At 74.2% G+C, this 6602-nt stretch carries 10 protein-coding genes; all 10 read left to right on the top strand.

Features of this window, described 5'->3' with window-relative positions:
- On the top strand, positions 1-754 hold a 754-nt coding region (locus G3573_RS18975; protein WP_205598366.1), incomplete at its 5' end, for a tail fiber protein.
- Positions 754-2226 (top strand): hypothetical protein, encoded by a 1473-nt coding sequence (locus G3573_RS18970; protein WP_163263250.1) that lies wholly within the window; start codon positions 754-756, stop codon positions 2224-2226. The genes G3573_RS18975 and G3573_RS18970, both read left to right, overlap by 1 nt.
- Positions 2223-2438, top strand: a complete 216-nt coding sequence (locus G3573_RS18965) for a hypothetical protein (protein WP_163263249.1) — start codon at positions 2223-2225, stop codon at positions 2436-2438. Before G3573_RS18970 ends, G3573_RS18965 begins: the two co-directional genes overlap by 4 nt.
- Positions 2439-2477: 39 nt before the next feature.
- Entirely contained in the window at positions 2478-3329 is an 852-nt protein-coding gene (locus G3573_RS18960) for a hypothetical protein (protein ID WP_163263248.1), read from the top strand.
- Between the two features lie 52 nt (positions 3330-3381).
- Positions 3382-3807, top strand: coding sequence for a hypothetical protein (locus G3573_RS18955; RefSeq protein ID WP_163263247.1), 426 nt, complete (start codon positions 3382-3384; stop codon positions 3805-3807).
- Positions 3808-3939: 132 nt separating this feature from the next.
- On the top strand, positions 3940-4329 hold the full coding sequence (locus G3573_RS18950) for a hypothetical protein (RefSeq protein WP_163263246.1): 390 nt from the start codon (positions 3940-3942) through the stop codon (positions 4327-4329).
- A gap of 153 nt (positions 4330-4482) precedes the next feature.
- The gene (locus tag G3573_RS18945) at positions 4483-5298 is read left to right on the top strand and encodes a hypothetical protein (protein WP_163263245.1); all 816 of its coding nucleotides are present in this window, start codon (positions 4483-4485) and stop codon (positions 5296-5298) included.
- 1 nt (position 5299) lies between these two features.
- Complete coding sequence (locus G3573_RS18940; protein WP_163263244.1) at positions 5300-5545, top strand: hypothetical protein; 246 nt, start codon at positions 5300-5302, stop codon at positions 5543-5545.
- Between the two features lie 49 nt (positions 5546-5594).
- Positions 5595-6248 (top strand): glycoside hydrolase family 19 protein, encoded by a 654-nt coding sequence (locus G3573_RS18935; RefSeq protein ID WP_163263243.1) that lies wholly within the window; start codon positions 5595-5597, stop codon positions 6246-6248.
- A gap of 11 nt (positions 6249-6259) precedes the next feature.
- Entirely contained in the window at positions 6260-6505 is a 246-nt protein-coding gene (locus G3573_RS18930; protein WP_163263242.1) for a hypothetical protein, read from the top strand.
- Positions 6506-6602 lie beyond the last annotated feature (97 nt).

Raw genomic sequence — 6602 nt, 5'->3', positions numbered from 1 at the left:
CGACGGGGGCCGCGCCATGACCGGGCGGCTGGCCCTGGCCGCCGGCGGGGCGTCGCAGGCGTCGCTGCTGGTGCCGGCGGGCAGCGCCGATCCGGTCGCGCCGGCGCCGGGCGAGCTGTGGAACAACGGCCACGTGCTGAAGTACCGGACGGCCGGCGCCACGCGGGCCCTGGCCTTCGCCGACGCCGACCTGGCCGGCAACGCCGGCACCGCCGACCGCTGGAAGACGCCGCGGACCCTGAGCGTGACCGGCGCGGTGGTGATCGACGGCTCGGAGAACGAGAGCCTGGCGCTGACGCTGGATGCGGCCGGCGTGCGACTGGTGGCGCTGCCGCCGGGCGCGATCTCGGCTTTTGCGACCGCCAGCGCGCCGGCCGGCTGGCTGGAGTGCGACGGGGCCGTGGTCAGCCGCGCGACCTACGCCGGCCTGTTCGCGGCGATTGGGACCAGCTACGGCGCGGGCGACGGAAGCACCACCTTCCGCCTGCCGGACCTGCGCGGCGAGTTCGTGCGCGGCTGGGACCACGGGCGCGGCGTCGACGCCGGCCGCGCGCAGGGCTCGGCCCAGGCGGACATGGTCGGGCCGCACGTACACGGCATCTCGACCCTGCGCTCGTCGTCCCAGCGCGGCGACTCCAGCCCGCTCGACAGCTTCAGCGGCGGCGCGTCGGGGCCGGTGGCCTCGACCCTGACCAGCCCCGGCGCCGAAACCCGCCCGCGCAACGTGGCGCTGCTGTACGCGGTGAAGACCTGATGCTGGTGCCCATCAAGATCCCGCCGGGGGTGTTCGCCAACGGCACGACCTATGAGGCGAAGGGGCGCTGGAACGCGGCCTCGCTAGTGCGCTGGACCGACGGGGCCATGCAGCCGGTCGGCGGTTGGCGGCCGCGCTCGGACGCAGACCCCATGGAGGGCGCCGCGCGCGCCATGCTGGCCTGGAAGGACAACAGCGGCGGGCGCTGGTGCGCGGTCGGCACGCATTCGCGGCTGTACGCGCGCACGGCCTCGGACGCGGTGCACGACATCACGCCGGAAGACCTGACGGCGGGCAGGGCGGACGCTCTCGCGGTCGGCGGCTACGGCTATACGACCTACGGGACCGGCGCCTTCGGGGCGCCGCGGCCGGACCTGGGCGCGGTGCAGGCGGCCACGGTCTGGAGCCTGGACACCTGGGGCGAGCGGCTGGTCGGCTGTTCGCCGGAGGACGGGCGGATCTTCGAATGGCGGCTGGACACCGCCGAACCGGCCCAGCCGATCGGCGGAACGGGCGCGCCGTTCGCAGCCGACGCCCTGGTGGTCAGCGCCGAGCGATTCCTGTTCGCCCTGGCCGGGCGGACGGTGAAGTGGTGCGACCAGGGCGACAACACGGTCTGGGCCGCCGCACCCGACAACCAGGCCGGCGAGGTCGAGCTGCAGACCCACGGGGCGCTGAAGTGCGGTCGGCGGGTGAGGGGCGGGACCCTGCTGTTCACCGAGGTGGACGTGCACCTGGCCGCCTTCATCGGCGGGGTGTTCGTGCACGCCTTCGAGCGGGTCGGCGCCGACTGCGGCGTGGTCGGGGCGGGGGCTGCGGTGTCGATCGACTCTTCGGCCGTGTGGATGGGGCGCGAGAGCTTCTGGATCTACGACGGCACGGTGCGCGCCCTGCCGTCGGCGGTGTCGGACCAGGTGTTCTCGGACTTCAACGCCGCCCAGGCGTCGAAGGTCGCCGCCTTCCACAACAGCGCTTTCGGGGAGGTGTGGTGGTTCTATCCGTCGGGCGGCTCCAACGAGGTCGACCGGGCGGTGTCGTGGAACTATCGCGACGGGGTGTGGGCGACCCACGCCCTGGCCCGCACCTGCGCGGTCGACGCCGGCGTGTTCCGCCATCCGATGGCGGTGGACGCGGACGGGCGGCTGTACGAGCACGAGACCGGGTATTCGTACGCGGGCACGGACGGGCCGTGGGCTCAGTCGGGGCCGTTCGAGCTCGGCTCGGGCGAGCGCATGGCCCTGGTGCGCCAGCTGGTCCCGGACGAGCGCACCGGCGGCGACGTGCGGGTGAGCTTCCTGACCCGCGATTGGCCGAACGGGCCGGCGGCGACCCACGGGCCCTACGACCTGTCGGCCAGGACCGACGTGCTGTTCACCGCCCGCCAGGCGGCCGTGCGGGTCGAGCCGGCGCGGCCGGCCGACTGGCGCTGGGGCGAGCCCAGGGTCGACGTGGCGGTGGGGGCCAGACGATGAGCCTGCAGTTGCCCGCCGCGCCAGCGGCCTACGACCGCGCCGACCAGGGGGCGGTGCGCCTGCTGCTGCAGGCCCAGGATCGGCGCAATCTCAAGCGCGACGGCGATCTGGTGCTGGGGGCGGGCCTGCGCCTGGTCGCGGTGGCGCCGGACGGAACCCGCTGGGCGCTGGGCGTCGACGACGTCGGCGCGACCGTGTGGACCGCGCTCTAAGCGATGGAGCACAAGCTTTTGAATTCAGGAGATTTGTAGATGGCTCCACGAAAATCGGACCGGCCGCAAGGCGCCGTTGCAAACCCGCGCGCCGCGCCGACGGCTGGGGCGGGCGGGCGGCAGCTCACCTGGGAGGAGATGGAGCAGGCGGCCGCGCGCAGCTTCTCCGGCCGTCCGCTCGCCTTGCAGATGGGCGCCCCGTCAGCCCCCTCGGCTTCCCTGGCGGATCTCGGGGTCAACCCGAAGCTCGGCGAGCTGTCCTCGACCTATGAGACGAGCGGCCGAGGCCCGGGGACGGTCTCGACGGGGAAGGGGGACAAGGGCGGCGTGTCGTACGGCAGCTATCAGCTGTCCACCAACAACGCGCGGCCCCAGGACTTCCTGGCCCGCGAGGGCGCGCCCTGGGCGGCGCGGTTCGCCGGCCTGGCGCCGGGCGGCGCCGCCTTCAGCGAAGTCTGGCGGGCGGTGGCGGCGGAGGATCCGGCGCGTTTCCAGGCGGCGCAGCACGAGTACATCCGGCGGACCCATTACCAGCCCCAGGTCGACCGTGTGGCGGCGGCGACGGGCCTGGACCTGTCGCGCCGCTCCTACGCCCTGCAGGACGCGATCTGGTCGACCGCGGTGCAACTGGGCCCCGAAACCGACGCGGTGGTGAAGGCGCTGCGCCGGGTCGGGGGCGACCCGAACGGTCCGGCGTTCGAGCCGGCCCTGGTCCGGGCTCTCTACGAGGAGCGGGGGCGTCGTCGCCCGGACGGCCTGCTGTACTACTTCCCCAGCGCCGCCCCGAAGGACCAGCCGTCGCTGTCGGCCCGCTTCCAGCGCGAAGGCGCGCAGGCCCTGAAGATGCTGGAGGACGAGCGGCGGCCCTGGCCGATTCCGACGGACTTCTGATCGACCCGTGCTATACGAGGCCATGCGGCGGAGTCGCCGTGCGGGGGACGACATGCGCGCGCTTTTGGGAGCCGTTCTGATCCTGGCTTTAGCTGCTCCGGTCGCGGCCGGGGCGGCCGCCGGGGACGTCGGCGGGGTCTATCTGCGCAGCAAGCCGGCCGCCGGCGAAATGCGGATCAAGCGCGCCGGCGCGGCGTGGCGGATCGACCTCACCGCGGGCTCGCCGCCGATGGGTGCGGCCACCTCCGCAGACTGCTCGCTGGCGGCGGTCGGCCCGTTGAAGGACGGCAAGATCGTCGCCGACTTCGTGCCGTTCGAGAACGACCTGATGAGCGTGACGGCCGCCGACCTGGCAGGGAAGCACCGCCGGGTGGTGGTGGCGTTCGACGGCGCCGTGGCCAAGGTGGTCTCCGCCGACATTTCCGGCTCCTGCGGCTGGAACGCCGACGTGACAGGCGCCTACAAGCGCAAGGGTTGAGCGCGGCGGCCGCCCAGGCCTGATCCGACAGACGCGGCCGGGCGACGCGCGAAACGTCGGTCCGGCCCTTTCGGCGCGGACGGTCCGTCCGTCTGACGACGCGGCGTGCCCGCGCTCGCCTGGAGAATTCACATGATCGAGCCGACCCAACCGCCCGCCGGCCTGGCGGCGTGGGACCGCTGCGCGCCTTGGCTGGCGGCGGCGCTGGAGCATTCGCTGGCCGGCTGGACGGTCGAGGACCTGCGCGCCGGCGTGGCGCGGGGGCAGGCGCAGTTCTGGCCGGGCGAAGGCGCGGCCCTGGTGACCGAGATCGCCAGCTATCCGAACCGCCGGGTGCTGGAGGCGGTGGCCGCCGGCGGCGACGGCGCCGAGATCGCCGACGTGCTGCGACCGCAGGCGGAGGCCTGGGCGCGGGCGAACGGCTGCGCGGCGGTGATGGTGGCCGGGCGGCCGGGCTGGGCGCGGCGGCTGAAGGAGCAGGGCTACGGTTTGAAGTACCTGGTGTTGGGAAAGGATCTCTGAGGAGCGGGGGAAGGTCCGCCCAGGCGCGCCGCAGGGCGGCGCGCATCTCGACAAGCGAACGCGGGCGCAAGCCCGCGCGCCGGCGGCGCGCGGGCCGCACGGTCGTGCGCGCTCGCGGCTACGGCATGAACCCAAACTGGGAAAGGAATTGCGATGGTGGATATCCCGTTCAGCATCAGCGGCGGCAAGAACAAGACGAAGAGCTCGTCGACGACGGACACCAGCCTCGACGCCTGGTCCAAGGGGATCTACGGCGACCTGTCGGGGCAGGTGCGCGGCCTGCTGGCCCAGCCGTTCCAGGCCTACGGCGGGCCGTTGTCGGCCGGCGTGAACGGCTATGAGACGGCGGCCGCGGACCTGGCCGCGAGGGCGTCAGGCTACACCCCGGGCAAGATTTCGGCGGGCGCGTTCACGGACGCCGACATGGCGGCCTACGCCAACCCCTACACCGAGGCGGTGCTGGGCGGGGTGCTGAGCGACGCGGCGACCGCGCGCGACCGGCAGATGGTGGCCGACGCCCAGGGCGCCACCCAGGCCGGCGCCTGGAACGGCGCGCGTCACGGCGTGGCCGAGGGCCTGACCAACACGGCCTACCTGAAGCAGGTGAGCGACGCCTCGGCCCAGATCCGCGCCAGCGCCTTCGACCGGGCGGCCGACCTGTGGGGCCAGGACCGCGCCGCGCGTCTGCAGGCCGAGCAGGCCAACCAGACGGCCGGCCTGCAGGCGGCCCAGTTGGGCCTGACCGGCGCGGGGGTGTTGGGCCAGCTGGGCGCGCAGCTGCGCGGAGCCCAGCAGGACGCCTACGACCGCGCCTACGCCGAGTTCATCCGCGCCCAGGACGATCCCGGCAAGCGGGCCGACGCGCTGCTGAAGCTGCTGCAGGCCACGCCGATGTTCTACGACACCCGCGAGACCGGGAAGTCGACCGGCACGAACATCGGCTTCAAGGTAGGCACGGGGGAGGGCTGACGTGCCCGCTTTCGACGCGGGCGACGTGCTGACCGTCGCCCTGGCCGTGCTGGCGGCCGCCGGCGGCTGGGGCGCCAGCCGCCAGAAGATCCTCGACCTCGAACGCCGCGTCGCCGCCCACGACGGCGCGCGCGACGAGGTGATCCGCCTGCAGGAGCAGGTGCGCGCCCTGACCGAGGCGCTGAAAGACCTGCGCGAAGACCTGCGCCTGGCCCTGCGCCCGGAGCGGCGCCCTGGCGAGGGCTGAGGCCCGCCCGCGGCGCGCACGGCGCCGCCTTCCGATCCTCGGAGTTTCCATGTCCCTCGACCCACTCGCCGCCGCCTCGCGCGCGGCGATCACCTTCACGCGCCTGGCCGGTTTCGCCCGCGGCCTGGGCTGGCACGACGCGCGCCGGTTCGCCAGCGCGCTGGAGGCGGCCCGGTTCGCCGCCGGCCTGTCGACGCCCCGGCGCGTGGCCCACTTCATGGCCCAGCTGCACCATGAGAGCGCCGGCTTCACCCGCCTGGAGGAGAGCTTCCGCTACCGGCCCGAGCGGCTGGACGCGATGTTCTCGGCCGTGCGCGGCGCGGCTGACGCGCAAGCCCTGCTGAAGCGCGGCCCGCAGGCGGTGGCGAACCGGGTCTACGCCGGGCGGCTGGGCAACGGCGACGAGGCGTCCGGCGACGGCTGGCGCTATCGCGGCCGCGGCCTGGTGCAGCTGACCGGCCGGGCCAATTACGCCGAAGCCTCCGGATGGATCGGCCGCGACCTGGAGGCCGCGCCCGACCTGGCCGCCGAGCCGCAGACCGCCTGCGAGATCGCGGCGGCCTGGTGGGCGCGCAAGTCCGTCAACGAAGCGGCCGACCGCGACGATCTGGTCGCCGTCACCCGTGCGGTCAACGGCCCGGCCCTGGCCGGGCTGAAGGCCCGCGAAACCCAGCTGCATCGGGCCAGAAACTTCTGGCGCTGAAGGAGGCCGACATGACCGAACAGGATCCGCCGCCGGAACCGACCTGGACGTTCCGGCGGGTGTTCACCTATGCGGCCACGGCCGCCAACTCGGCCCTGCTGGCCGCCATCGTGCTGCGGCTGCAGGAGGCCGAGGCCCTGCGCTGGGTGGCCCTGGCCCTGGTCGGCGCCAACGTGGTGCTGGCCACCCTCTACCTGGCCGGCGCCTCGGTGCTGGACTGGGCGCGCCTGGCCGCCGCGGCGGGGCGCAAGGCGTGATCGCGCTGTGGCTGAAGCGGCCCCTGACGGCCGCGCTGGCCCTGCTGGCGGCGCTGAGCCTGGCTGTGGCCAGCGTGCAGGGCGTGCGCGCCCGCCG

It is taken from the genome of Caulobacter sp. 17J65-9 (genome assembly GCF_010975005.1).
In the GTDB taxonomy this organism is placed as follows: Bacteria; Pseudomonadota; Alphaproteobacteria; order Caulobacterales; family Caulobacteraceae; genus 17J80-11.
Note: the sequence above shows the minus strand (reverse complement) of the source record. Positions and strands in the feature narration are given on the sequence as shown.